This is a genomic window from Pseudomonas vanderleydeniana, assembly GCF_014268755.2.
Taxonomy (GTDB): domain Bacteria; phylum Pseudomonadota; class Gammaproteobacteria; order Pseudomonadales; family Pseudomonadaceae; genus Aquipseudomonas; species Aquipseudomonas vanderleydeniana.
Genome location: NZ_CP077093.1, coordinates 4,245,676 through 4,271,248, shown reverse-complemented (window position 1 = coordinate 4,271,248; position 25,573 = coordinate 4,245,676). Strand labels below are relative to the sequence as shown.

Annotated in this window: 20 protein-coding genes; 6 read left to right on the top strand and 14 right to left on the bottom strand. The window is 63.6% G+C overall.

The features are described 5' to 3' along the window. Positions 1-85: 85 nt before the first annotated feature. From HU752_RS18965 to HU752_RS18940, 6 genes are read left to right on the top strand one after another with little or no spacing between them, the layout of a single operon-like run. Positions 86-703 (top strand): thermostable hemolysin, encoded by a 618-nt coding sequence (locus tag HU752_RS18965; protein WP_186679442.1) that lies wholly within the window; start codon positions 86-88, stop codon positions 701-703. Beyond that, positions 700-2,265, top strand: a complete 1,566-nt coding sequence (locus tag HU752_RS18960) for an AMP-binding protein (RefSeq protein ID WP_186679444.1) — start codon at positions 700-702, stop codon at positions 2,263-2,265. The genes HU752_RS18965 and HU752_RS18960 overlap by 4 nt, the downstream gene beginning before the upstream one ends. Then, positions 2,240-3,121 (top strand): TauD/TfdA family dioxygenase, encoded by an 882-nt coding sequence (locus tag HU752_RS18955; RefSeq protein WP_186679447.1) that lies wholly within the window; start codon positions 2,240-2,242, stop codon positions 3,119-3,121. Before HU752_RS18960 ends, HU752_RS18955 begins: the two co-directional genes overlap by 26 nt. A 9-nt stretch (positions 3,122-3,130) precedes the next feature. After that, a complete protein-coding gene (locus HU752_RS18950; protein WP_186679449.1) occupies positions 3,131-4,258 on the top strand; it encodes an aminotransferase class III-fold pyridoxal phosphate-dependent enzyme in 1,128 nt (375 codons plus the stop codon). Then, the gene (locus HU752_RS18945; RefSeq protein ID WP_186679451.1) at positions 4,236-5,576 is read left to right on the top strand and encodes an aspartate aminotransferase family protein; all 1,341 of its coding nucleotides are present in this window, start codon (positions 4,236-4,238) and stop codon (positions 5,574-5,576) included. Before HU752_RS18950 ends, HU752_RS18945 begins: the two co-directional genes overlap by 23 nt. 2 nt (positions 5,577-5,578) lie before the next feature. After that, positions 5,579-6,994 carry an amidase gene (locus HU752_RS18940; protein ID WP_186679453.1) on the top strand — a complete coding sequence of 472 codons (1,416 nt, stop codon included), beginning with the start codon at positions 5,579-5,581 and terminating at the stop codon, positions 6,992-6,994. Between the two features lie 3 nt (positions 6,995-6,997). On the opposite strand, the gene HU752_RS18935 is transcribed toward HU752_RS18940, so the two are convergent. From HU752_RS18935 to HU752_RS18870, 14 genes are all read right to left on the bottom strand, one after another. Beyond that, complete coding sequence (locus tag HU752_RS18935) at positions 6,998-7,909, bottom strand: DMT family transporter (protein ID WP_186679455.1); 912 nt, start codon at positions 7,907-7,909, stop codon at positions 6,998-7,000. A 164-nt stretch (positions 7,910-8,073) separates the two neighbouring features. Further along, a complete protein-coding gene (locus HU752_RS18930; RefSeq protein ID WP_186679463.1) occupies positions 8,074-9,264 on the bottom strand; it encodes a cyanate transporter in 1,191 nt (396 codons plus the stop codon). A gap of 160 nt (positions 9,265-9,424) precedes the next feature. Next, on the bottom strand, positions 9,425-10,483 hold the full coding sequence (locus HU752_RS18925) for a hypothetical protein (RefSeq protein ID WP_186679464.1): 1,059 nt from the start codon (positions 10,481-10,483) through the stop codon (positions 9,425-9,427). 32 nt (positions 10,484-10,515) lie between these two features. Beyond that, positions 10,516-12,324, bottom strand: coding sequence for a hypothetical protein (locus HU752_RS18920; protein ID WP_186679465.1), 1,809 nt, complete (start codon positions 12,322-12,324; stop codon positions 10,516-10,518). Between the two features lie 3 nt (positions 12,325-12,327). After that, positions 12,328-13,635, bottom strand: coding sequence for a hypothetical protein (locus HU752_RS18915; RefSeq protein ID WP_186679467.1), 1,308 nt, complete (start codon positions 13,633-13,635; stop codon positions 12,328-12,330). A gap of 19 nt (positions 13,636-13,654) precedes the next feature. Then, positions 13,655-14,572 (bottom strand): hypothetical protein, encoded by a 918-nt coding sequence (locus HU752_RS18910; RefSeq protein ID WP_186679470.1) that lies wholly within the window; start codon positions 14,570-14,572, stop codon positions 13,655-13,657. A gap of 68 nt (positions 14,573-14,640) precedes the next feature. Beyond that, entirely contained in the window at positions 14,641-17,037 is a 2,397-nt protein-coding gene (locus tag HU752_RS18905; protein WP_186679473.1) for a hypothetical protein, read from the bottom strand. A gap of 10 nt (positions 17,038-17,047) precedes the next feature. Beyond that, positions 17,048-18,208 (bottom strand): hypothetical protein, encoded by a 1,161-nt coding sequence (locus HU752_RS18900; RefSeq protein ID WP_186679475.1) that lies wholly within the window; start codon positions 18,206-18,208, stop codon positions 17,048-17,050. After that, complete coding sequence (locus HU752_RS18895; protein WP_186679478.1) at positions 18,187-19,632, bottom strand: alkaline phosphatase family protein; 1,446 nt, start codon at positions 19,630-19,632, stop codon at positions 18,187-18,189. Before HU752_RS18895 ends, HU752_RS18900 begins: the two co-directional genes overlap by 22 nt. Continuing rightward, positions 19,622-20,860, bottom strand: coding sequence for a metabolite traffic protein EboE (gene eboE, locus HU752_RS18890; protein ID WP_186679492.1), 1,239 nt, complete (start codon positions 20,858-20,860; stop codon positions 19,622-19,624). Before eboE ends, HU752_RS18895 begins: the two co-directional genes overlap by 11 nt. Beyond that, positions 20,857-21,741, bottom strand: coding sequence for a TatD family hydrolase (locus HU752_RS18885; protein ID WP_186679503.1), 885 nt, complete (start codon positions 21,739-21,741; stop codon positions 20,857-20,859). The genes eboE and HU752_RS18885 overlap by 4 nt, the downstream gene beginning before the upstream one ends. A 33-nt stretch (positions 21,742-21,774) precedes the next feature. Further along, positions 21,775-22,539, bottom strand: a complete 765-nt coding sequence (locus HU752_RS18880; RefSeq protein ID WP_186679512.1) for an EboA domain-containing protein — start codon at positions 22,537-22,539, stop codon at positions 21,775-21,777. Next, complete coding sequence (locus HU752_RS18875) at positions 22,536-23,426, bottom strand: UbiA family prenyltransferase (RefSeq protein ID WP_186679515.1); 891 nt, start codon at positions 23,424-23,426, stop codon at positions 22,536-22,538. The genes HU752_RS18880 and HU752_RS18875 overlap by 4 nt, the downstream gene beginning before the upstream one ends. Continuing rightward, positions 23,423-25,306 (bottom strand): 3-dehydroquinate synthase, encoded by a 1,884-nt coding sequence (locus tag HU752_RS18870; protein ID WP_186679518.1) that lies wholly within the window; start codon positions 25,304-25,306, stop codon positions 23,423-23,425. Before HU752_RS18870 ends, HU752_RS18875 begins: the two co-directional genes overlap by 4 nt. Between the last annotated feature and the right edge of the window lie 267 nt (positions 25,307-25,573).

Genomic DNA, 25,573 nt, shown 5'->3' with positions numbered 1-25,573 from the left:
TTTTTAAATAGCCTCCGCCGGGACTCATCCATATATTCGCCTCTCACATTTTCAGTACCCCTGCACAGGGACGGAGGAGGACGAAATGTTGGTACGTGTCACGGAAAATCAGACACCCTTGTGGTTACAGGCGACGCAAGTTGTGAAAGAAAAATTTCGCAGCTCTTATAAAGCCAACGTGGAGCCCAACCCGCAATACTTTGCTCTAACGCAGGACGCCGACGAGCGGATTCTTTCTTGCGCCGGTATAACTTTTGCCGATCATCGAACGTTGTTCTCCGAGCAATACCTGTCGGAGCCGGTGGAGACGATTCTGTCGCGCCGTTTCGACAAGAACATCGATCGCGCGAACATCGCCGAGATTGGCAACCTGATCTCCCATCACATGACGGCGGGCATCATCATGGTCAACATGATCCCGCTGCTGGCCTGGTGTATGGGTGCCCACTACCTGCTGTGCACCGTTACACCGCGGGTTCGGGAGATGATGGAGAGCTGCCAGATCGTGTTCGAGCCGCTGCTTGACGCCGATCCGGATCGCCTGGCCAACGACAGCGGTCAGAGTTGGGGCAGCTACTACTCCAAGCAACCCGTCACCGGTTTCATCCGCGTCGACCCCCAGCGCTCGCGCTTCGCGGCCATGACCCTGAACACGCTGTTCAGCCAGCTTCCGACCGACCTGCCAGCGAGGGCCCAGCCATGAGTGGTTCATTCATTGCCGAGTTGCGGCAGGCGTTGCAAGCCAACCGTGACGCCATCTGCGCGGTCGATTGTGCGGCGAGCGGCCCGGAGCAGGGCAACACCCTGACTTATGGTCAGTTGGAGCATCGGGCCCTGAGCCTGGCCGCCGAGTTGCAACGGCGTTTCAGCGCGGGCACCGCCGGCGAGCGCGTGGTACTGGGCATCGTGACACGCAACAGCAGCGATTGGCTGGTGGCCGACCTGGCCTGCCTGTTCGCCGGGGTGACGGCCTTGCCCTTGCCACTGGCGTTCAGCCAATCCCAGGCCGAACACCTGGCCGCCCGCTGTGATGGTTTCCTGGTCGACCAGGCCGGCCTGCGTACCCTGAGCGAACGCTGGCGGCTGGACTTCCCCGAGGAGCGCCTGCGCCGTATCGATGTGCCGGCCATGGAGCCGGCGTTGCTCGGTACACCGGACGAAGGCGAGTGGATCTGCAAGATCATCCATACCTCGGGCACGACCAGCCGACCCAAGGGCGTACGGCTGGGCACCGCAGCGGTAGGCGCGGTATTGACCTCCCTGCGCCAGGGCATGCCGGCAGGTGCCCACCGCCGCTACCTGTCGCTGGTGCCGCTGAGCCTGCTGCTCGAACAGGTGACTGCGGCGTATCTGCCGCTGCTGGCCGGCGGCACGGTGTTCTTCCTGCCCGAAGAGGAGCCCCTGCTGGGCGAGCCGGGTGCTTCGCCACAAAGCCTGGTCGACTGGCTGCTGCGCGTCGAGCCGACGGCGATGACGGTGCCACCGGTGATGCTCAACCGTTTTTACGAACAACTGGCCCGGGGCGACGAGCAGGGGGAGCGGCTTTCACGCTACCTGCATAGCGGGGTGCATATCACCTGCGGCGGTGCGGCGGTGAGCGTGGACATCCTCAAGGCGCTGGCCGAGGACGGTATCCCGGTGTTCCAGGGCTATGGACTGTCCGAGAACGCCTCGGTGGTGAGCATGAACACGGCTCGACACCAGCGCCTGGGCAGTGTCGGCAAACCCCTGGCACATGTGCAGGTGCGTATCGGCGCCGACCAGACCATCGAGGTCAAGAGCAGCTCGCTGTTCAGTGGCTATTCGGGGCTGGACCCCAGCGCCTGCTCGATGTCCGAGGATGGCTGGATGGATACCGGCGACCTGGGCGAGCTGGATGCCGATGGCTACCTGTATGTCCACGGGCGCAAGAAAAACGTGATTTGCCTGCCCAACGGCCGCAACGTCAGCCCGGAGCAGGTCGAGCTGGAGTACCGCGAATTTCCGGGGGTGCGTGACGCCGCCGTGTTCTTCGACGAGCAGCATGGCCTGGTAGCCCTGCTCTGCGTCGAGGCGCTGCCGGATCGCACCGAGCTGGCCAACTGGTCCGGTCGGCGTTTCTCCGACATCGAGCGGCCCAGTCGCCTGTGGCTGCTGACCAAGGACGATCCGTTGCTCGAGCAACTCTATACCGTGACCGGCCGCCCGAAGCGCGCCGATATCGCCACCGTTTTCTCCACTCTGCAAGGGAATGCAACCAATGAACTCGCCTGCCTATCACTCTGAAAGTCCAGCGGTCTCCATCATCGAGCCACGTCACTTCGACAGCCTGGGCAAACCTGAACTGTACGAACTGCTGGGTCATTATGGCGTCGTGCTGTTTCGCAATTGCATTCACAGCGCTGAAGACTTCAGCGCCTTTGTCCGCAAGAACAGCTCGCGGCTGAGCCTGGACCCGGCACGGGTGATGGTCGGTGGCGCCGCACAACTGGTGGATGCCGGGCGCGATGCGGTCGGCCTGCACTGCGAAAATGGCAACTCGCCATTTTGGCCGGACATCACCTGGTTCTACTGCCAGGAAGCGCCGCGCAAGGGATCGCAAACCACCTTGTGCGACGGAGAAAAGGTCCTGACGAAACTGTCGTCCGAGTGCCGCCGGTTCTTCGAAGAGAACCCGATCCGCTACAGCCGCACCGTGGCCGGGGACAAGTGGCGTCGGCTGGTTTGCCACTATTCGTCGACGCTCTCGGACCCATCGGCGGTGGTGATCGACGACCTGTTGCAGATCGTCGGCGGCGATCCAGGCACGCAGATCGACTTCAACCCGGCGGATGACTCGATCCATTACGCCTTCAGCACGCCGGCGATCCTGGTCTCCGAATTCAGCCAGCGCCCGGCTTTTGCCAACAGCATCCTCGGTCCGTCCTTCAACTACGAAGCGCCGGTCATCGACACCGTGTCCGGCCAGCCGATTCCGGTGGAGTTCCTGGCCGAAATCGCGGCCGTGACCGCCCAGGAAACCTATCCGGTCGGCTGGCGTGACCACGACATGGTGATGATCGACAACCGCCGGGTCATGCATGGCCGCGAAGCGATCGTCGATGACCGTCGACGCATCTTCAATGCCCTGAGCTACCGTTGAGAGCCCTCCATGAAAAACAATGACAAACAGATCATCACCGGCCAATACGAGACCTACACCGATGGCGCCGGCCGCAGGATCGTCGACCTGAGCGGCGGTTTCGGTTTCCAGGTGCCCCAGGTGATCGAGGCGGTCAGCCGCCAGGCGGGCATCATGGGCCTGTCCAACCGCGTGCTGATGTCCGAGCCGCTGATCGGGCTGTGCCGAACCCTGGCCGGACTGCTGCCTGCGCCGCTGGTCAGCTCCTACGTGTGCAGTTCCGGGGATGAGGCGTTCGAAGGCGCGTTGAAGTTGTGCAAGGGCCTCAAGCCCAAGGGCAACACCATCGTCTTCGTCCAGGGGGGCGATTATGGTTCGTTGAGTTACGGACGTTGCCTCGGCGCCTCGTCCGATTACCAGGAGATCCAGAGCTTCCTGGGGTTCAAGAAGGTGGCGATCCGTCAGGTCGCCGACCTGGACCAGGTGGACTGGGCCGACTGCTTCGCGGTCTGCCACACCAGCACGGTGATCGATGACAGTGGTCGCCTGCGCCTGATCGAACAGGCGCTGCTCGATCAGTTGCAGGCCCGTGCCAGCAAGGTATCGGCCCCGGTCATCGCTGTTGACGTGCAGACCTGCCTGGGCAGCCTGGGCAAGCTGTTCGGCTTTCAGCACTACCAGAACACCCCGGATATCGTGGTGCTGGGCGGGGCACTGGGTGGCGGGGCCATTCCCATTGGCACCTACACCTGCAGCGAAGAGATGGCCTACCAGGTCTACGGTCGCAGCAGCCCGGCGAAACACGGCAGTACCACGGCCGGCAATCCGATGGCCTGCGTGGCGGCGCTGACCGCGCTTGACTACGTGCGTCAGCATGAGTGCGCCAGGCAGTGCCTGGACAACGGTCGGTCGTTGGCCCAGGTGCTGGCCCCGCTGGGGGCCGTGGCACATGGCGGCTGGGTCGGCCTGCCGCTGCCGGGCGACCTGAGCCCGGCCGAGTTGTGCCAGATCCTCTACGAACGCGGTGTCTACGTCACCGCGCCACGCGGCCGTGAGCTGATCCTGCGTTGCCCGGTCACCGCCCGTCCCGAACCCATCCAGCGTGCCGCCCAGACCATCAAGGAGACTCTCAGCCATGTCCTCAACTCTGTCGCATGAGCAACTGCTGGACGATTGCCAGCGCCATTGGAGTGCTTCGGCCGCCAAGCTCTATCGTCTGGGCAAGACCAGCGTCGAGCAGCACACCGATGGCATCTATGTCACCGACCACGCGGGCAAGCGCTTCATCGACTGCGCCTGCAGCTATGGCGTGTTCATCGTTGGCCATCGCAACCCGCTGGTGCGCGAGCAGGTACAGAACCAGCTCAACCGCCTGGCCTGGGTCCCGGAAGGGCGCGTTCACCCTCTGCAGCATGCGTTGTCCGAGCGTCTGCGCGATCTGGTGCCGGGTGAGTGGGGTGATGTGCAGTACATGGTGTCGGGCGCCGAGGCCATCGAGCAGAGCCTGCGTTATGTGCTCAAGGTGCAACGCAACCGACGCGGCATCGTGGTGATGGGCGATTCCTATCATGGCAAGACGCTGGCGGCAATGAGCATCCTGGGCCAGCAACAGCACCATCGCAGCTATGGCACTCACGCCGACCAGGTGACCTATGTGCCCTATGGCGACTTCGCCGCCCTGCAGAAGGCCGTGGGCGAGGGGGTGTGCGCCGTGTATGTCGAACCGATTCTCGGTGGGGCCCACCTGCAGGTACCGCCGGTGGGCTACATGGCCAACATTCGCGCCTTGTGCGATGCCACCGATACCCTGCTGGTGGCCGACGAAATCCAGACCGGTTTCGGTCGCTGCGGCAAATGGTTTGCCGTGCAGTACGACGAGGTGGTACCGGACATCATGATCCTGTCCAAGGGCCTGACCGGCGGCTACACCTCGTTTGCCTGCGCCCTGTACAGCCAGCGGCTGAGCCAGCAGTTCCCACTGCTCGAAATCGAGCCCGACCAGCGCACCCAAGGCGGCCACCCCGTGGCCTGCGCGTCGGCGCTGGCGGCCATCGACTACATCGAGGAGCATGACCTGGTCGAGCGCTCGCGGGTCAACGGCGGTCTGTTGCGCCATGGCCTGCAACGGCTGGCCGAACGTTATCCGGACATCGTCGAGGACGTGCCGGGCGTCGGCCTGATGACCGGCTTGCGCCTGCGTGGCTCGGTGTACGAGGCCCTGATGAGCATGGAACTGGGCAAGCGCGGTATTCACGCCGGGCATTCGATGAATGAAAAGGCCCGGCGTCCGGTGCTGCGTTTCTATCCGCCGCTGAACATCACGCCCGAGGCGCTGCGTCACGTGCTGACCATGACCGAGGAGGCCCTGGAGGCCATCGCCCGGCGCCCCAAACTGGGGGTCAAGGCCTTCTCCCTGGTGGTGCGCAACATGTACCAGATCCCCAACAAGCTGCTGCGCAGCAAGGCAGAGGCTTGAGCATGTTCAACCCCGATACCTTGACCCTGCGCGAGATGGCGGGCCTGCTGCGCCGTGGCGCGCTGAGCAGCACCGAGCTGCTTGAGTTCTACCTGCAACGCATGGCCGAGCGCAACAAGGCGATCAACGCCGTGATTCAGCTCGAATCCATCGATGAATTGCGGCGCCAGGCGCGGGAAGCCGATGAACTGGCGGCTCGTGGCGTTTTCCTGGGCCCGCTCCATGGCGTGCCGCTGACGATCAAGGACGTCTGCCATGTGCGGGGTTTTCGCATGTCGCGTGGCCTGGAGGAATTGCTGGGGGAGCCGAGTGAGCGGGACGCCACGGTGGTCGCGCGGCTACGTGAGGCCGGCGCGATCATTCTCGGCATCACCAACGTCCCCGAGCTGTGCATGGCGTTCGAGACCGAGAACCTGCTTTATGGTCGCACCCTCAATCCCTACGACGCCGGACGTTCGGCCGGTGGCAGCAGCGGCGGTGAGGCGGCTGCGATTGCCGCGGGTTGTTCACCGGCCGGGCTGGCCTCGGACGCCTGCGGCAGCGTGCGTATTCCGGCGCACTTCAACGGCATCTGCGGGCTCAAGCTGACCCAGGGCCGGGTGCCGTTGACCGGGCAGTTTCCCAACGACCGTTCCGGGCTGTTCCACCTGACTTCGGCGTTTGGCGTGATGGGCCGCTACGTCGACGACCTGGCATTGCTCGGGCCGTTGATCAGCGGGGCCGACGGCCAGGACCCGGATACGGTCGATGTGCCGTTCGCCGAAGGCAAGCCCTTGAACGAGCTGCGGGTGGCGCTGTCCTGGGCGTCCAGCCGGACGCAGGCCAGCCGTGCGGTGAAAAACGTGCTGCAGCGTGTCGAGGCGTGCCTGCAGGGGGTGGTGGCGGACGTGAGCCCGGCGGTTCCACCGATGCTCGATGAGGCTTGCGATATCCTCTGGCGGGTATTCATCACCGGGGCGGATGCCGGGCGTAGCTGGCAGCGCCTGTTCCAGGCGATGGGCAAGCAGAACTCCACGCCGGCCACCGCCGAGCTGGTTCGACGCAGCGAACAGGTGGAGCTGAGCGTGGATGAGCTCAAGCGCGACTGGATTGCCATCGATACCTTCCGCTATCAGTTGGCGAAGTTCTTCAGTGAGCATGACCTGTTCATCTGCCCGGTGTACCCGGACGTGGCCTTCGCCCATGGCGAATCGCTGGCCGACCGCGACCGTTATGCCTATGTGTTCCCGTTCAGCCTGTCGGGTTCGCCGGCGGTGGTCATCCGTGCCGGCCATGACCCGGACAGCGGTTTGCCGATCGGTATCCAGCTGGTCGGGCCACACTGGCAGGAGGAACGTCTGCTCGCCGTTGCGGCATTCCTCGAACGCCAGTTGGAACGCTGGACCCCGGTGAATCCCCGAGGCCCGGCGGGTCGCTGAGGCTCAGGCCATAGCAGGCCTGGCGTTACGGCTACCCATTACCAGGGTGGCGATACCGATCGCCACCATCACGGCACCGACGGCTTCCAACAGCGTCGGTTGCTGGCTGAGCCAGAGCCAGTGGTACACGGTCACGAACAACGTATTCAGGTACACGTAGGACACCACCGTCGAGGACTCGATCACCCCGATGGCCCGGTGCAGCAGCCAGAAGGTCGCCAGGGTGCCAAACAGCGCCAGGTAGGCCAGCCAGAACAGATCCCGTCCCGTCAGCAGCGCGCCACTGCGCCAGCCGCCACTGAACAGACAGAACGCCAGCAGGAACACCGCGCCGAACAGCATGTTCCAGAAGGTCATCGCCACCGGGTCGCGTCCCTTGAGCACCTTGACCTTGAAGCGTTGGCTCACCGGCGAATAGAGCGCCATTGCCAGGCAGCCGATACCGAACACCACCACCGGATATTGCGCGGGCAACTCGTCCGGGGCGCTCCCCTTGAGAATCAGCAGTACGGCACCGACGGCGGCGAGTGTCATCGGCAGTACGCGGGTCTTGAGGCTGGCGCTGGGTTGCAGCAGGGCCTCGAAACCCAGGGTCATCAGCGGTACCAGCGTGTACAGCGTGGCGGTATTGACCGCGGAGGTATAGCGCAGGGCCTCGAACAATGAACCGAAATACGTCGCCAGCAGCAGGCCGAGCACCGCATGGGCCAGCAGGCCCCTGGCCGTCAGCGGGGAGTTGTTGTTCAGAAGCAGCAGCGGCAGGAACACCAGGGCTGAGAACAGCAGGCGCAGCCCGGTCAGCAGGATCGGATCAATCGATTGGCCGACCTTGGCGGCAGCGAAGAACGACGCGGCGATCAGCAGCGCCCAGACCAGCATGCCGGCATGAGCGGCAGCGAAACTGACGTGTTTCATGAGCGTCTCCAGTACGGGGAGTGTGTGGCCCAGGCAGGCGGGTACCCGCACCAGACGGTGTGCGTACACGCATGGGGCAGGGCATTGGGGGTTCGGAAGAGGAGGCGGCCCTTTCGAGCCAGGCCGGGCGGCCTGGCGGGAGAGCTGGAAAGGGCCGCCGATGGTTACTGGATGTGCTGGGCGTAATGCTTGGGGTTGAACCGCAGCACCATCAGGATCATCACCGCCATCACGGCGGTCAGCGACCACCAGGCCCACTCGAAACTGCCCAGCTGGTCGCGGATCACCCCGGCGATCAGGGGTGACAGCCCCGCGATCAGGTAGCCGATGCCTTGCACGAAGGCGGTCAGGCCACCGGCGCGACGAGGGTCTTCCAGGTGATCGAGGGAGACGATCAGGCTCATCGGGAACAGGCCGCCGATACCCAGGCCCAGCAGGCATGGCCAGAGCAGGGTGAAGTGTTGCGGGCTGAGAATCAGGCCGCAGAAGCCGGCAATGATCAGGCCCAGCAGCACGGCCAGCACCAGCCGTCGATCCTGGCTGCGGTTGGCCAGCGCCGGCGTGACCAGGCCGGATACCACTTCCATGGCGGTCAACAGGCCCAGCAGCAGGCCGGCGCTCTGTTCACTCCAGCCTTTTTCCACGTAGTAGGGGGCCAGCCAGGCCAGTACGCAGGTGTAGGAGGCGGTGCCGAGGCCGAAGAAAATCGCCAGCAGCCAGGCCCGCGAGTTGCTGACGAACGATTCGCGCCGGGTGTTGCCCGGTGCGGGCGGTAGCACCGGTACCGCCGAGCGCTGGGCGTACCAGAAGATCAGCCCGACCAGGGCCAGCGCGGCCCAGATCGCCAGGCTGATCCGCCAACTGCCGGTCTGGGCCAGCACGAAGGGTGAGAACGACGCGGCGACTGCGGCGCCCCCCATGATCGAGGTGACATACACGCCCATGAACAGCGACACGTTGTGGCTGAAGCGTGACTTGATCAGCGCCGGCATCACCGCCTGAATCAGGGCGATCCCGAGGCCGGCCAGGACCGCACTGAGGATCAGTTCGGCGGTGCTGTTCAGGTACAGGCGCGAAGCGGTCGCCAGGCCGATCACCAGCAGCGACACGACGATGGTGCGGTGTTCACCGAAGCGCAGCGCCAGGCGCATGCCGAGAAACATCGCCAGGCCCATGGCCATGACCGGCAGCATGGTCAGCAGGGCGGCAGCACTGAAGCTGAGTGGGATATCGCCGCGAATCGCCGAAAGCAGCGGCCCGACAGCGGCCATCGAGGGTCGCAGGTTGAGCGCGACCAGTATCACGCTGATCATCAGCCAGACGGCATGAGCGCTTGAAGCTCTAACGTTTTCCATGTGGGAGCCTTCCATGACAAAGCTCCAATTAGGCCATTGCGTGCCAGGCGGGGGCAAATCGAAAAACCAATGGGGGCGATTGAAAAATTAGGTTGGGGCCGTGTTGTCGGCCCCAACCTGGAGGCGGCGGATCGGTGTTCGGCCCCGCCTGCAGGGGGCGTCATGACTCATCGAGCGGCAGGCGCCGCAGTCGGCCGGTCAAGGGGACAGTACCGTGGTCCGGGGTCGGCAGCGAACGACCGGACAGTCCCATGCCCTCGCTGACGATCACCGCCCCCGGCACTACGCACAGGTTGGAGGGGGTATCGAGCTGGCGGGCGAGTACGGTGACCGTCGCGGCCTGCAGGTTGCAACTGAGCAAGCGACCGCTGAAGCGCTGGAAACCACCATGGCGGGTCTCATCCGTCCAGTCCGGGTACAGCGGCTCCAGCAGGCGTTCGCAAAGCTCGAGCACCAACAGGTCGCCAGCTGGCGTCAGTGCCAGGCCGGTGGGCAGTTGCAGCCCGGTGATGACGGGCTCGACCTGGCCATTGTCCAGCCAGACCCGAATGACCTGGCCGGCCTTGTCGGCAAAGTCGATGCCGCGATTCTGCGGCGAGCTGTGCAGTTCACCGGAGAACAGGCTGATCAGCACGGCGTCGCAGGCCGGTTCATGGACCAGCGTCACCGGTACGGCATCCTGGCCCTGGTCGAGGTCGGGCAGGTCGACCAGCACCTGTTCGCCGTGTTCCGGGGTGAATTCGACCAGTTGGTTGGTATCCGGCTTGACCGCCAGCCAACTGCGCCGAGTCGGGTGATAACACAGGGCGTTGAGGTTGCCACGGGCATGGAACACCGGTTCCGGTGGGTTGTATTGCAGGTCGAACAGCTTGGAGCCCTCGACGTAGTCGGTCAGGCTGACCAGGCAGCGATCGCCACCCCGAGCGACATCGGACAGGCCCATGATCTCGTCGCGCAGCATGCGTGCCTGCATGTTCATCGAGCGATAGCCTTCGGCCAGGGTTTCGCGCGGCAGGTAGCCGCCGGGGTGGCGTGGGTCGGGCAGCAGTCGACTGATACGGCCGCTGAAGGGTTGGTCCGGCAGGCCGGAACCGGCCTCGACCAGCAGCAGGCTGCCGTTGTCGAGCAGGCACAGGCCACGAGGGTTCAGCAGCCCTTCGGCGATGATGGTTCCCCGGCGCAGGTTTTCGCCGGGGTGCGTGGGAACATGAATGGGCATAGGCGTTCTCTCCATGGAAAAGGGCGGCTGGATCACTGTGGCGGTTGCCACGGCTCACCGGTGAGATAGGCCCGCAGCAGTGCCCGTTGGCAGGGTGACATCGACCGCACCACGGGCATGAACAGGGTGGTGCCCTTGTAGGCATCCGAGGTCCGGGCGAGGATCGGGTTTTTCGCCGCCATGACCGCGTCGGGCTGGTTCAGCGGGACATAGCGCGACATGGCGGGGAAGGCCAGGTAGTGAAAACGCAGGACGTTGGGGTACATCAGCGGCCAGGTGATGACGGTACCCTTGGGGATGCCGAAGTCGGTCTGGGCGTATTTGCGGAAGTTGGTGAAGTAACCGCTGCTCGCAAGGCCCTTGGCGGTACAGGTCAGCGCGACGAAACCCGCCTGCGCGGCAGTGCCCGGTTTGACGCTGACGGGGACACTGATGGAGAGCTGGCCGGGGTTGAGGGTCAGTGAGGCGGGGAAGTCGATGAAGTCCCAGTATTGCGGCTCATCGTACAGGGCGGGCGCCGCTGCCTGCAGGTCGATTTCGGTAGCGCTGGGCACCGGGCCACCCAGGTACCGGACCTGCAAGGTGATCGACAGGCCATTGGGATAGTCTTCCAGGTAGACGTTACGCTGGTCGGCATAGACCCGATAGGTCGACTCGATGGCCTGGAGCGTGGTCCCGGCAACCTTGCCAGGGGCATTGATGGCCAATGCCGTGGTCCGCACCGCCTGCTGTTGGCTGGTACTCAGGGGCAGATCGACGATACCGCCATATACGTAGTAGTCGACCAGGGGGCTGCTGGTCGGGTCGAGGGTGGTCAGGGCCGTGTTGCCCGCGCTGATGGTGACGGGGCCGTAGTTGGCGTTGGGGCCGATAGGGCTGGTGATATCGTCGCGCACCGCCCTGAAGGTTTGCTTCGGGATCACGTTGACCATGTCGATGCTCAGGGTCCCGCTGTTGCCCAGGTCGGCGTAACCGGCATTCCCCGTACCCTGGTTGACCAGCTGCCGACCCGGCGGGCAGATCAGCGGTTCGTTGGCGAAAGCCGGGGCCAGTGTGCCGATCACCCGGCCAATGCTCGGGTTGGGGGTGTATCTGCCGGCGGCGTAGTCGGCATCCAGTTGCTCGGTGGTCATGGTCGGGCACATTTCGAACATGACGAAACGCAGGACGATCCCGGTCGCTCCCGGTGCCTGGATGATCGAGCGCAGGCCAACGCTGTTCTGGTTCCAACTGACGATGCTGCTCAGGGGAAAGGTCAACTGAAAGGTACCGCTGGCATGGAAGGAACCGGGGGCGTCCATCTTCCTGGGCTCCAGGACTCGCCCGGTAACGTCGAAACTGCTGCACACGGTATTGTTGTGGATCAGCAACTGGACATTGTCGTTGCCGCCGATTTGCAGGCCGCCGACGAAGATCTGGGTGGTCGTCGAAGCGGTGGGGTCCAGGTCCACCATCATCGGCCCGGAAACGGGGCCTTGTCCGCTCAGCGGGTCCACCGATCCCAGCAGGTAGACCGGCTGTCCCACCAGGTCGCCGGTGGTGCTGACATGGCCGGCAGCCCCTTGGGAACTGATCAGGGCGTTCTGCATGTCGACCACGTGCTGCCCATAGTGATTCCAGCCGCCGGCGGTGTAGTAGTTGCCGTTGGGGGCGTTGAGTATGTCGTTCAACTGATCGTCGCTGTAGGACTGCGCACCCGGTGCCAGGGTCGAGGTGGTCAGGTCGAAGATCGGCCAGTCGGGATTGCCGTTGTAGGGGATGGTGGGGGAGTTGTTCGGCACGCTGACATCCGTGCGGATGCCGCCCCAGAAATTCAGGCGTGGCCCGTTCAGAATGCTCATGATCTATTCCTCGTCCTTGTGGGTTTGATCCGGGGTGGTTTTGCCGGCCGGTGCCTGGGCGAATTTGAAAACGTAGGAGAAGTCGGACTTGTAGATGCTCTTGACCGGCGTCGCCATGGAGTGGCAGTTCATGCAACTGCTGTTGGGCTGGATATAGCTCTCCATCGTCACGTTGGCCGAGAGCGCGGGTGTTGGCTGGCCCAGCGGGTTGCTGGGGTTGTTCGGCATCAACGGACGCTGGGTGGTAATCAGCTGGTAGTACTTCAACACGCTTCTTTGCAGGTCCGGGTTGCTGCGGTATTGGCTGTTCACGCCGTTGGTCACTTCGGCGATTGCAGTGAACCGGTTCAGCGGGTTGGGGGTCTGGAAAGTGGTGCCGGGTTTGGGCACGCAGACCATCTGGGTGCCCTGGGTTTGCCAGTCGCAGGGCGACTGGTTGAGCGTGGCGGCCGGTGCATTGGGGTTGAAGTAGGAATAGGCCATGCCGGGTGCCGGCTGGTCGACCCACTGGCCGTTCACCTGCACCTTGGGCGGAACGTTGTCGATCTGTTCGAAGGTCGACCAGATCCATTGTGGATAGCCGTTCACCTTGGTGATGATGTGCAGGCCCACCAGCCCCAGGTAGGCCTCGGTGGCACCGGTGCGCTGGCCCTGGTCGTTGAACGTGGCCACTTGCGCGAGCCGGGTCAGGTAGCGACTGGCGTTGACGCCGGGAGGCAGGATGCGCCAGCTCGACTTGATCTCGATGACCCCATTGGGGAAGTTGATGTGGTTGGCCTTGGAAACGATATCGGCGTTATAGAGGTGGTTGGCGACGATGTAGTTGTAGGAAGGCTCGTTGACTGAAATATCGTAGTAGGTCGGATTGCCGGCCTGGTCGATCAGCCAGCCGCCGACGGCCTGGTCGACCGCCTGGACCGCACTGCTGTTTTTCAGCGCGGCGATATTGATGATGCCCAGGCTCTTGCTGACCAGCGGGGTGTTCCACGGCCCTGGATTAACGCCCTGTGGCAGAAAGGTTTCCTCCACGGTCTTGTAGGTCTGCCAGACGGTGTAGCCAGGGTCCCCGGGTTGCCGGGCGCAGTCGGGCGTACCGCGCTGTCCCGCCTGGGCGGGCCAGTTCATGGCGATGAACAGCTGCCAGCTGTATTGATCGAACAGCTCCTGGCTGGCCGTGGCGTTCGGCGCGGTGCTGGGTGGTTGGCAATTGAGGTTGCTGGCCTGCGTCGACAGCATGGCCTGTTCGCGGGCCAGGGCTGGCAGGCTGGCCAGCCCAAGCAACAGCAGGGTGAGACAGCGTGATGTGTTCATGGCGATCCTTCGTCGTGGGTCAGGGTTGGCGCAGCAGGTTCCACTGGGCTTTTTTTCCGTTGCTCAGGGACGCCGGTGGCTCGAACAGTTGGCAGGGTGGCGGATTGGCCGGACACATCGCGGCCACCTGCGCCCAGGTCTGGGCCGGGTCCGGTTTGGCGACGCGGAAATGGGTATAGTTCTGGCTGACGATGGGGGCATTGGCGACGCTGGTGTCACCGGAGAAATAGAATGACTGGGGAAGCCGCACGGGCGGCTGCCCCGTCGCTTGCTTGTAAAAGGCGTAGCCGAACAGGATCGGACCCTGTGGCGAAGCGAGGTCCAACGCGTAGGCCTGCACACTGCCGCCCAGGTTCTGGCTGCGTGCAGGGCTGTAGGGCAGGTGCTGGATGAAGTCTTGCCGTGGTGGGTGGTTCATCGGCGAGAACGAGCAGCAGGCCGGCATGTCCTTGGGGCGGTCTTGCGGGTAGGTGAGGAAGTACGCCTTGTTGCCCAGGGACACGAAGGAGCAGGTGTAGTTGTTGTTCCTGATCGGGAAGATCGGCAGGCAGTACTTCTCGTAGTGCTCCATCATGGCGCCGAAGCCGTCGCCATCGGCGGGGATATAGGTGGTGTCGTAGTAGCTGGTGCCCTGGGAGACGGTGTAGTCCGCCGGGCTGAGGGTGCTGGGTGGGTTGCTGTAGGGCGGTGGATTTTTTTCGTAGTTGCGCATCACCCGGTACATGGTCCAGTCGCTGATCCAGTACGCCGGGAAAAACGGATCGGAGGGATCGCCTGGCGCGCGCTTGGCGATGCAGTTGCCGTTCTTTTCATTGCAGCCTTCGGTGTTGTGCACCCCCATGGTGAAGTAGACGTCACCGCTGTCGGCCTGGGCGAAAAAGGCGGGACTGAGCAGCAGGATCAGGAGCAACAGCCGGTTCACTATGCTGGTTTTCATACGACACTCCCTTGAAGTGCCGGGTGGCGGGTTCGCCACCCGGTGATGCGGCGTGCAACCTCGATCGGTCAGCGGTTATTGAAGTCGCTCATGCTCAGTTGGATGGGTGGATAGTTGCGCTTGACCAGTGATTGCGCCCAGAGCTCCAGCACCGCCCGGCGGCTTTGCGGCAGATCGCGGGTGATCGGCATGGCCAGGGTGCTTTCCTCCTGGTACTGCTTGCTGACCAGTACGATCAACTGGTCGATGGCCCCCTCGACCCGCGACAGGGAGTTGAGCGGCATGTACTTGCTCATGATCGGGTAGAGGTAATAGAACGGTTCCAGGATGCGCGGGTAGATGAAGCTGGCCCAGATCTCCTGCCCGGCGTCGGCGTTTTGGTAGACCTTGTTCCAGGCGTCGACGAAGTCCTGTTGCAGTTGTGGTTCCAGGGGCAGGACCCGCAGCGGCGCGAGGAAGTCGGTGTAGGCCGAGGTGTAGTCGAAGCTGAAGGGGACGACTGGAGACGGAGTCCCGTCCTGTAGGAAGAAACGCAGGGTCGGAAAGCCCGGGGCGATGGCCTTGATTTTCAGGCTAGCGACTCCCTGGGCGTTGGTCTTGATGGCGGCGATGCTGTACTGCACGGTGTTTTTCAGGGGGTCGTGCAGCACGCCCTCCATGGGCGTGGCGTTTTCCAGGGCCAGGCAGGGGGCCAGGGAGACCGAGGCGGGGGTGGGCAGGTAGGCCTGATAGGTCATCGGCTCCAGGGCTGTGGTGTCGGCTTCGACGCTGACGGCCCTCAACCGTCGACCACTGCCGATGTCCACGGTGTTCTGCACAACGGCGGCGTCGACGAACTGTGGCAGGTTGGACTTGTTGTTGCTGGGATTCGACGGGTCATTGCAAAACAGGGTGAAGTTGGCGTTGTTGCTGAAGGCCAGGTAGTAATCGCTGGTGGTGAGCATGTAGGGATTGTTGTACTCCGCCACCCAGAGTGTCGTGCCCGTCGGGGCTGGCTTGCCGTCGCACTGCACCATGATCTGCAGCTCGCGGCTGTCGCCGACATCGATGAAGCTGCCGCTTTGCACGACCTCGGCTGTCCACTTCTGCTGAGTGGCGGTGGCCGTGGTTGTTCCTTTCTGGCGTAACTCCAGGGTGCCGGTTTGCAGCTTCTGGCGCAGCGACGGATCGAAATGCAGATCGAGAATGCCAGAGCGCTGGTCGAAGGCGGCCTGTTGATACTGGTCAAAGCCGAAGTTCGCCACGGCGGTGAATTGTCCCAGGTTGTTGACGCCCAGGGTGAAATCACCTGCGTGGTACTTTTCCGGCACCGGGATGGCCGCCTTGGGGTTGACCTGATAGAAGGGGAAGGTGTTCAACAGGTCCAGCGAAATGACATCGCTGTCCGTCTGCAGGTGCGTTGAAGTGACTCCCAGGTGGAGGGTGGCTCCCGGTGGAAGAGGACTGTCGCCGGGGGTCTTCTGGTAGACGTTGATCGGTGCGGCAGGTGTCAGGCGCCTTCCCGCTGGCGCGGTGGGGAACTCATCATCGAACCACAGCCCCAGGACACCGTTGGTTCGGCTATAGGCCGGGTTGAAGAAAATATCGGCGACATTGTTCAAGCCCTTCTCATACATCGCGCGAACCTTTTCCTGGGCGGCCAGGTCGCTGCTGTGGGTGTCGATGGGCGGATAGTTGTTGAAAATGCCGTTCTTGTCGTAGCAGGTCAGGTAGGTGGAGAAACGGAACATCAAGCCCTTGGCCTGCTGCCGCTGCATCTGCTCGTAAAGATTGTTCAGCAGTTGCGAACCACCGATCGTCCAATGCAGGTTCTCCTTGGGAAAGCAGGTCTGCCAGGTGGTGGTAACGGTCATCAGCCCGCCCAGTGCCCCCCAGTTGAAGTTGAGGAAGCGATCCATCATCCGATGCTGACGGTCCAGGACCAGGCCGCATTGGTCGTCACCCAGTACCAGCTTGTCGAAGTACAGGGCCGTGAAGGTGTTCTGCCAGGGGCTGATATCGACGAAGCGGGCAGGGGGCAGGCTGTTGCTGCCCAGCGGATTGCCCAGCAACTGGTAGGGTTTGCTGATCAGGGCATCGCTGTCGACGTAACGGCCGCCAGGCAGCTCCCCGCCGGTAATGAGCGAGGTGGTGTCTCTGTAGTTGACCGTGCCGCAGCCGTTGTCACCGAACAGGTCCCATTCGGCAGGAATCATCCTGTGGACCTTGCCGTCCGGTTTCGGGGCATTGGTGGGCACCTGCAGGACATAGTCGGGCAGGGTGCTCATGTCCAGGGGCTTGATCATCCACGGCATCAAGGCCTTGTCGGCGTTCTGCGGGGTGATGTCGTACGAGGCCAGGAAGGGCCAGTTCATTTCCATCTTGACCGCTTCATAGACCGGTAATACGTCGTTGTTGTTGGCCGTCGGCGGGTTCCAGAACATGTGGCCATTGAAGTAGATGCGGGGGAAATTCAATACGCTCATGTCAGGCTCCTTATCTTTGCCAGTGGGCGCGTTTGAGCGACCAGACGTAATCCAGCTTCTTGTAGTCGGCGAAATCCTGGGGCGGTAGCTTGGCGGTTGGATAGACAATGCCGCCCTGTTCCCTGAGGGCGAAATTGAAGTACCCCTTGGTTTTCGAGTACGCCGCCGTGTCATGGCAGGCCAGGCAGGACGACTGGCTCTGGAACGCCGATTCCAGTTGTGAGTTGGCCAGCAGCTTCGGCGTGATCAGCGCCTTGGTCGGGATCGGCTCGTACTGGGTGCCGATCAGCTCGTACTTCGACAGCATCGGATTGGCCGGCTGAAAACTCGTGTTGGCCGCCGCGGCGGCCGTCGTCGGCCCGGTGCTGTTGGTCATTGGCGTGGGCGGTATCGCGTTGGTGACCGTGTACTTGCTGTTGTTGACGTTTTCGAAGGTGGTCCAGACCCAATCCGGCTTGAGCTTGTTGACCACGTGCAGGCCGCTGAGCGCGGCATAACCGACCACGTACTGGCCGTTCTCCTGGTAGTAGGCCTGGGCGATGTAGTAGCCGTCCGCCTGGAGCCTGTTCTGGAAGGTGGTGTCGGCACCGATCCACAGCCATGAAGCCTTCAACTCCCACGCCGTGGGCGGAAAGTCCAGGTCGCTGGTGAGGGCCTCCTGACCGTTCACGTTGTAGACCCCCTTCTGCACGATGTAGTCGTAGGTGTCCTTGGACATCAACAATTGAAAGCGCACCGGCTTGCCCTTGACGGCCTCCGGTACGTCGCCGCCCATTTCCAGGATCATGCCGTCGACCTGCTGCACGGCGTTGATGTTGTGCATGACCCGGGCAGGGTTCATGCCCAGGGCGTTGGCTTTCTCCGCCACTTCGCGTGGAAGCTGGACCCTGGCACCGTAGGGCCCCGGGGCGGAACCATTGCTCAGGTAGACCTGGTCGGAGGGCTTCAAGGTCTCCCAGACCCGGTTCGGATTGTTGCTGGCAGCCGGCTGGTTCAGGCAGGTGAACCAGTTCCAGGTCAAGGTCTCGGGCCCCTGGTCGAACAGGGCTCGAGTCTTGGTGACGTCGCCTCCAAATTTCAGGAAATTGTCGCAATCGAAGCTGCTGGCGCCCTCTGCCTGGGCGAAACCTGCCAGGGTGCTGAGGACTGTTATCGAAATGGCTCGCCGCATGGAAACTCCTTGGCATAGGCCTTATCACGGTTGGGCTGCCCCAGGAAATGTTGCAGGAGCAGTTGCTTCACCGCCGTCACCGGTAGGTGTTCCGGCAGCGGCAGGTCGCAATCGGTAATCAGCAGGGGCCCGTTGGCGGTGTCTTCGGGGAGCCGGCCATGGCTGCCACGAATCATCCGGGTGTCCAGCGGGATCAGGTCCATGTAGTAGCGAAAGCCGAGCTTCTTCTGCAGCAGGCGGCGCGCTATTTTCAGTTTGGGGAAGCGGATCGCCGGGTCGACGAACAACTCCAGGGGGTCGTAGCCGGGCTTGCGGTGGATGTCCACGGTACGGGCGAAATCCGGCGCCTTGCGGTCGTCGAACCAGTAGTAGTAATCGAACCAGAAACCGGGTGCGGCCACGGCCACCAGTTCGCCGCTGCGCGGGTGGTCCAGTTGCCAGGCGCGCTGCTCCTGCTTGTCCAGCACCTGCTCGACGCCGTACTGGCGCTGCAGCAAGGCCTTGATCCGCGGTATGTCCTGGGCCTGACGGATGTAGACATGGGCCACCTGGTGGTCGGCCACGGCGAAGGCGGCACTGGCGCCAGGGTCAAGCAGTTCCCATGACAACGAGTGGCGCACCTGCAACAGTCCCTCCGAGCGCAGCAGGCGGTTCAGGGAGATCGACTGCGATACGCTTTCGATCCCGTATTCGGAAAGCAGCATCACCGCCGCGCCCTCTTGCCGGGCGAAGTCCAGCAGGCGTCCGACCTCGTTGTCGATGGCCCTGACATCCTCGGCGATGCCCGGGTGGTCGGGCCCCAGGCGTTGCAGGCCATAGTCCAGGTGGGGCAGGTAGACCAGTTGCAGGTCGGGCTTGTTGAGCCGGAATTCGGCCATTGCGCAATCGACGATCCAGCGGCTGGAGGCAATGCCGGCGGCCGGCCCCCAGAACCCATGAAAGGGAAATTCGCCGATCTGCCGCTCGATGATTTCATGCAGGGTCGAGGGCGACGAGTACAGGCCGAACTGCTTGCGTCCGTCGGCCGGGTAGTGCGGGCGCGGGGTGATCGAGGCCGCCACGTCGGCATACATGTTGAACCACCAGAACAGCTGGCTGCAGCGAAAGTCGGGCAACTGCCGCTGTAGCGCCTGCCAGACCTTTTCGCCCTGGATCAGTGCGTTGGGCTGCAGCCAGAAGCGCACTTCGGCCTGATCGTGAAAGTACCAGCCATTGCCGACGATGCCATGGGCCGAGGGAGGTGCCCCGGTGAGAATCGAGGCCTGTACCGTCGAGGTGACGGCGGGAAAGACCGGCTGCAAGTGAGCCATTCGCGCGCCCTTGAGCAACTCGTTGATGCGCGGGGTCGAGGCACCGAGCAGGGCCGGAGTCAGCCCCACCACGTTGATCAGCAGCAGCGGCTGGCGTTGACGATCAGCTGACATGGGCGCAAGCCTCCGGCCGGTCTACCTGCAACTGCAGCAATTGCCGGTCCTGCAATTGCGTCTCGACCCACTGCAGTTCCGCGGCGATGCCTTGCAACAGTGCCTGCTCGGTCTGGGGCCGCAGCGGTAGCGGCAGGACGTTCCAACTGTAGGTTTCCACTTCCAGCACCGGCCGGAACCCGGGGTGGTCGGCCAGGAAGTCGAAGGTCTGGTGCAGGGCGTGCTGGCTGCCGCGCAGTTCCGGTAACAGAAACTCCTCGCTGAACAGCGGGACGTGGAAGTGAATCCTCAGCTCGTGGTACTGCGCCAGCTCCTGGGGCGGGCCCTCGAGCGCGGCCGGGAGATCCGGCCAGGCCAGCAGTTGCGTTTGCGGAGATTGCGCCTTGACCTGGTGCAGGTAGGTGGTTTCGACAAAGTCCCCCAGTGCTTGCAGCACCTGGGCACGCCGTTGTTCATCGCATGCGGGCAGGCTGCAGACCAGGGCATTGGACAGCTGGATCTTGCCCACCGGTACCTTGGCCAGGTACAACCGCTCCAGTGATTGGTAGCAGTGCTCGAACACCACCGCCTGGTGGCAGACGTCAAAGCACAGCGCCAGGTACTGGTGATGAGGTGCCGTGGCCTGCCAACGACGGAAGAAGCCGATGGCCTGGTCGGTCGTCTCCAGCACGCAGTCGGGCTCCATCTCCAGGCAGAACACGATCTGCTTGCCGGTCTCGCGTTGCAGGGCGGCCAGCTCGGCGGTGAGCTGACGCAACTGCTGTTCGGCCAATTGTTGCTTGTCCCGGTTCCAGGTCGCGGCATAACCCAGGGGCACCGTGGAAATCACCCCGTGCCGGCAGTCCTCGGGCAACCCGGCGGCCAGCAGGCGTGCCAGTTGCAGGCTGTATTCCAGTCGCCGCGGATCGGCCCAGTCGGGCTGGTAGGCCTCGGCCTTGACCGCACGCTGATGAAACTGCCCGTAGGGGAAACCGTTGAGCGACGTCAGGCGCAACCCGCTGTCGCGCAGCAACGCCAGGAACGCCGCACGGGCCAGGGGCGACTGCAACTCCTCGGCGGCACGGGCGCTGATCCACAGGCCGCTGTCCTGCTCGGGCAGGCCGCGGCGGCGACGTACGCCCTGGAACAACTGCCCGATCGAGGCCCGCAGGGCGGCCAGGTCGGCCGCCGGATGGACGTTGCCGCAATAGCCGAGCTGCGCGGCGTTCCAGCCGCTGCCGCTACTCATTTGACCACCGGTTCCTGACCACGCAGCGCGGAGTTCTCCTGCCATTGCCGACGTTGATCGATCGGCAGGGGGACGCTGACCAGCGCCTTGTCCAACTGACCGCTCTGGGCAAAAAAATCGATCGGGTTGTGAAACAGCACCTGCTCGACCTGGGCTTCACTGAAACCGGCGGCCAGCATCGCCTGGCCGGTCTTGGGCACCTTGAGGGGATCGCTGATGCCCCAGTCGGCGGCGCTGTTGACCACCATCTTCTCGGTGCCGTACTCCTTGAGCAGCGCCACCATGCGTTGTTCCGACATCTTGGTGTTGGGGTAGATGGAGTGACCACGCCAGCAGTCGCTGTCGAGCACCAGCGGCAGGGTCAGCTCATTGAGGTGGTCGATGATCACCAGGTTCTCGGGGATACCCACTTCCCGGATCACCGCCAGGGTGCGCTTGGTGCCGCCGATCTTGTCGCGGTGGGGGGTGTGTACCAGCGCCGGCAGGTTGAATTGCCGGGCCAGTTCCAGTTGTGCGGCAAAAAAACGGTCCTCTTCGGGGGTGATGTCGTCGTAGCCGATCTCGCCGACGGCGACCACGCCATCCTTGACCAGGTAGCGCGGCAGGACCTCCAGGACTTCGTTGGCAATCGACAGGTCATTGGCCTCCTTGGGGTTGAGGCCCATCGTGCAGAAGTGATGGATGCCGAACATGCTGGCGCGAAAGCGCTCCCAGCCCAGCAGGGTATCGAAGTAGTCGACGAAGCTGCCGACGCTGGTCCTGGCCTGGCCTTGCCAGAAGGCTGGCTCGATGACGCCGGTGATGCCGGCGGCAGCCATGTTCTGGTAGTCGTCGGTGGTGCGGCTGACCATATGGATATGCGGATCGAAGTACTTGGGCATGGTGAGGCCTCGTGCAGGTAGGGAGTCTTGCGATCAGGGGTTGAGAGGGAGCTGGTCGTGCCAGTCCGCGGGCAGGCGCTGCTGTCGGTCGAGTTCGACCAGGCGTTGCAGCTGTGGCGGGCTGAGCAGCGCGAAAGCGATCACCTGGACCAGCCCGGCGGACACCGTGCGTTCGGCTGCCAGCTGTTCCTCCAGCAGGTCCAGGGCCAGTTGGTTCAGCGGGTGTCCGCGGCGTCGTGGCAGTCCTTCGGTACGTCGCACATCCAGGCCCATGCCCAGTGCCTTGAGGATCAGTTGGTAAAACGCGCGCTCGTCGTAGTGCCGGGCCGGGTAGGGGTTGTCCAGGGCAATGGCCGCGAACACCTGGCTGTTGTTGGTCCGGCCGGCCTGCAATGCCAGGTCCAGGGCTGCGCCGTGACTGTCCAGCCAATCCAGGGCCCTGAGCAGGGCGATCTTTTCCTGATCGTCGCCCCACAGGAACACCTGCCGCAGCAGGGCCAGGCGCTGGTCCTCGGCCTGGTACTCAAGCGCCTGGGCCAGCAGCAGGACATGGGCCAGTTGCGCATGCGTCCAGGCGCTGTTGCCGGGTACCTGGCGGCCGGGCCCGCGCTTGTACTGGCTGCTCAGCCGTGCCACGGTCTGGGCGTCGGGCTGTGCGGCCATCTGGTCCTCGGCCTGTTGCCACCAATGCCGGGTGCCGTCGTCCAGCGGTTCGGTGAAACGCAGGCGCAAGTCAGCGAGGCTGTCGCGCCGCATCTCCAGTACAGGTACGGGATGGGTCGAGAGAGGCAGGTTCATGTCGGTTTGATCCAGCGCTGAAAGTGGGGAAGCACAAGAAACACCAGGACACAGGCCAGGCTGCCCCAGGGCTGGTTGGCCACGGCCAGCACCAGCGCATCGAACAGCGGCAGGGCGGCCAGCCCGGCTCCGATGAAGGCCCGCACCTGACGTTGCCGGGCATCGGCCAGGTGGCGCCGATAGTTCCAGCCCAGCCAGCCGAGCCAGAACAGCAGCACCAGCCAGAACACCAGGTTGTCGGCGTAGAAGGCCAGCAGCACGGGGCTGAGCATCAGCAGCAGGGGGAGGCGGCTGAGCAGTTGATTGCGGTGTTCCTGGCGAGCCAGGTAGGTCAGGCCGCTGATGTAGGTGCCCAGCAGCACCGCGCACAGCCACAGCGGTTGCGGCGGGATGGCCAGGCTCGCGGCGGCGGTGAGGTACAGGGTCGAGCGACAGGCGCCCATCAGCCAGACACTGTGGGCGTACGTCTTGTGCAGCAGGTTGTAGGCAAGGATGCACGTCACCAGCAGGGTGGCGCTGCCCAGCAGCCAGAGTGGCTCCTCGATCAACTGGCTCAGGCCAATCACCAGCACCGCCGCCAGTACCAGCAGCAACGAGGTGGCCAGACCGACCTGGCGGCGACTGACCAGGCCGAGGGTGATCGGTCGTGGGTTCTGGTGCTGTTGGTCCCAGTCGGCGTCCAGCAGGTCGTTGAGCAGCATGCCGGCCAGGTAAAGCAGCGACAGCGTTGCCAACAGCAGTATCCAGACCAGCGAGGAGGGCGATGCCAGTGCCCCGGCGCTGCTGGCCAGCAGGACCGCAGCCAGGGTGTTGGTCCAGACGGTGGGCAGGTTGGAGACGCGGCCCAGGGTCATCCAGGTCTTGAGGTTCAGCGACGGGTTGTTCATTGCGCGCAACTCCGTATCCCGTCCAACTCGGGGCAGGTGCAGCTCGACAGCCGCTGCAGCGCCTGCTCCATCAGCGCCGGATCGATCTCATGCACGTCCAGCGATTCACCCATCCGGCTGAGCATCGGGATCGACAGTTCACCGCCCAGGTGCTGGCGAAATTCTTCCAGCCCCAGCAGGACCAGCAGGCGCCCCTGCGAGTCTTTCAGCAGCAGTTCCGGTGGGCACAGGCTGAAGCCCAGCTTGAGCAACAGCCGCAACAGGCGCTCGCATTCGCTGTCGCCGAGCAGCCCGCGGGCATTGGCATACAGCGCATCCAGGGCCATGCCCACGGCGACCGCTTCACCATGGCGCAAACGGTGTTGGCTGAGCTTCTCCAGCTTGTGTGCGGCCCAGTGTCCGTAATCCAGCGGCCGACCGTTGCCGCGCTCGAAGGGATCACCCGCCCCGGTAATATGCCCCAGGTGCAGTTCGGCGCAGCGGCGGATGGCATAGCGACTGGCCTGTGGCTCGAAGCGGGCGAGGGCGTCGGCCTGCTGCTCCATCCACTGGAAGAAACGGGCGTCCTTGATTGCCGCAACCTTGATCGCCTCGGCGAGCCCGGCGATCTGGTCCCGGTAGGAGAGGCTGTCGAGCAACTGGAAATCGTTGATCACGGCCGTGGCCGGACAGAACGTACCGAGCAGGTTCTTCTGCTCGAAGGCGTTGATGCCGTTCTTCACCCCGATACCCGCGTCGTTCTGCGCCAGGACGGTGGTGGGGATCCTGATCAGGCGAATGCCGCGGTGAAAGGTGGCGCAGGCATAGCCCACCGCGTCGAGCGTGGCGCCGCCGCCCAGGGCGAGGACATAACCGTGGCGGTCCATGCCCTGTTGCAACAGTTGTTCGTAGAGCTGCTGCAGCACCTCGGGTCGTTTGCTCGACTCGCCCGCCGGTACGGGAAACGGTGCGGTTTGCAGGTGCAGGTCGGCGGCGTGAGCGCTGAAGTAGTCGTCGATCTGCTGCAGCAGTGGCGAGCGGCACTGGAGCAACTGCTCGTCGGCGAAGACCAGCACTTTGACCGGGCCGTCCTGCAGGCGAGTCAGTTGTTGATGCAGGCAGGCATTGTCCGGATCGAACACGTGGTCGGTGAAGACCACCGGGTAGTCGTAGCTCACCTCGAAGCGCCCGTGCAAGGTGTGCTCGGCGTCGTTCCGGGAGTTCAGCCGATAGGCCTTGAAGAGGCTGCGAGCACCGAGGAACAGCCCCGGCAGTACCATGCTGGCGAGGATCGCCACCAGCCAGGCGTTCTGTTCCAGCAGCGCGGTACCGATGGCGCCGTAGGCCAGCGCCAGGCCGGCGTTGGCCAGCGTCGTCACCACCAGGAACTGGCGCAATGGGTAGCGCTGCATGCCTGCGGCCACCACCGAAGTCTCGGCCAGGACCGGCACGCCACGCAGGCAGATCAACGACAGTGTGCTCAGCGGATGGGCGAGCGCAGCTTGCTGGCGGTGCCGGATGTTCAGGCGATTGGACAGCAGGCGGAAGTAGCCGGCACCCAGTCCGTAGCCAAACAGAGCCCCGAGACACAGGCCGATGAAGATCACCAGGTACCCGCCGATGCCGCCAAACAGGGCGATGGCCAGCAGCGCAACCATGCTCGACGGCACGGGCAGCAGCACATCGAGGATCAGCAGGGTGACCAGCAGCAGGGCCAGGTTGAGCTGCTGGGTTGGCGTGGCGGGGTGGGACTGGCCCAGGTGTTCCAGCAAGCCCTGGATCTGCTGTTCGAACAGCAGGAAGCTCACGATCACCAGGCCCGAGAAACAGACGAGTGACAGCCAGCGATACTCGGCTGACCCCTGTTTTGAAAACGCACGATACCACCGGCTGCGCTTCATCAAGCGTCCCTCTTGAATGTAATGACTGAGTTCCGTTTCAGTATTTTGGAGCGGTGGTTTTATATTTCTTAGTTGAACTCTCCGGTCGGGTAAGTGTGCGGCGAGTGTGTGGAGGGTCACACTCTGAAGTGATAGTCATGAACTTAGACGGCGATGGAATTTTTGCAAGTTTGTCTTGTCGTGGCAGGCGAAATAGGGGGCTTTTGGCGGGAGGCTGGGCTTTTTTTCAGAATAGTTGTCATTTAAAACAATGACTTGTGCTTATGG